At 57.7% G+C, this 1,285-nt stretch carries 1 rRNA gene (cut by a window edge); it reads right to left on the bottom strand.

Annotated elements, in window-relative coordinates:
- Positions 1-1,285, bottom strand: a 23S ribosomal RNA gene (locus KVT44_RS55370); its annotated part reaches 1,273 nt to the left of the window's first position; the annotation flags it as partial.

The following is a 1,285-nucleotide window of genomic DNA, read 5'->3' as shown; positions in this document are numbered from 1 at the left end:
ATCACCGGTGATGGCCCCCCTTCTCCCGAAGTTACGGGGGCATTTTGCCGAGTTCCTTAACCATAGTTCACCCGAACGCCTCGGTATTCTCTACCTGACCACCTGAGTCGGTTTAGGGTACGGGCCGCCATGAAACTCGCTAGAGGCTTTTCTCGACAGCATAGGATCATCCACTTCACCACAATCGGCTCGGCATCAGGTCTCAGCCTTGATGTGCGACGGATTTACCTATCGCACGGCCTACACCCTTACCCCGGGACAACCACCGCCCGGGATGGACTACCTTCCTGCGTCACCCCATCACTCACCTACTGCAGGTCTGGTCCGTCGGCTCCACCACTCCCCTTTGCCCGAAGGCTCCGGGGCGGCTTCACGGACTTAGCATCGCCTGGTTCAATGTTTGACGCTTCACAGCGGGTACCGGAATATCAACCGGTTATCCATCGACTACGCCTGTCGGCCTCGCCTTAGGTCCCGACTTACCCTGGGCAGATCAGCTTGACCCAGGAACCCTTAGTCAATCGGCGCACACGTTTCTCACGTGTGTATCGCTACTCATGCCTGCATTCTCACTCGTGAACCGTCCACCACTGCCTTCCGGCGCGGCTTCACCCGGCACACGACGCTCCCCTACCCATCACAGCCGCCGTTGGGCGTATTGCTGCAATGACACGACTTCGGCGGTACGCTTGAGCCCCGCTACATTGTCGGCGCGGAATCACTAGACCAGTGAGCTATTACGCACTCTTTCAAGGGTGGCTGCTTCTAAGCCAACCTCCTGGTTGTCTCTGCGACTCCACATCCTTTCCCACTTAGCGTACGCTTAGGGGCCTTAGTCGATGCTCTGGGCTGTTTCCCTCTCGACCATGGAGCTTATCCCCCACAGTCTCACTGCCGCGCTCTCACTTACCGGCATTCGGAGTTTGGCTAAGGTCAGTAACCCGGTAGGGCCCATCGCCTATCCAGTGCTCTACCTCCGGCAAGAAACACACGACGCTGCACCTAAATGCATTTCGGGGAGAACCAGCTATCACGGAGTTTGATTGGCCTTTCACCCCTAACCACAGGTCATCCCCCAGGTTTTCAACCCTGGTGGGTTCGGTCCTCCACGACCTCTTACAGCCGCTTCAACCTGCCCATGGCTAGATCACTCCGCTTCGGGTCTTGAGCGCGCTACTGAATCGCCCTATTCGGACTCGCTTTCGCTACGGCTTCCCCACACGGGTTAACCTCGCAACACACCGCAAACTCGCAGGCTCATTCTTCAAAAGGCACGCAGTCACGA

The organism is Streptomyces sp. GbtcB7 (assembly GCF_019091445.1).
Taxonomy (GTDB): Bacteria; Actinomycetota; Actinomycetes; order Streptomycetales; family Streptomycetaceae; genus Streptomyces; species Streptomyces mirabilis.
Note: the sequence above shows the minus strand (reverse complement) of the source record. Positions and strands in the feature narration are given on the sequence as shown.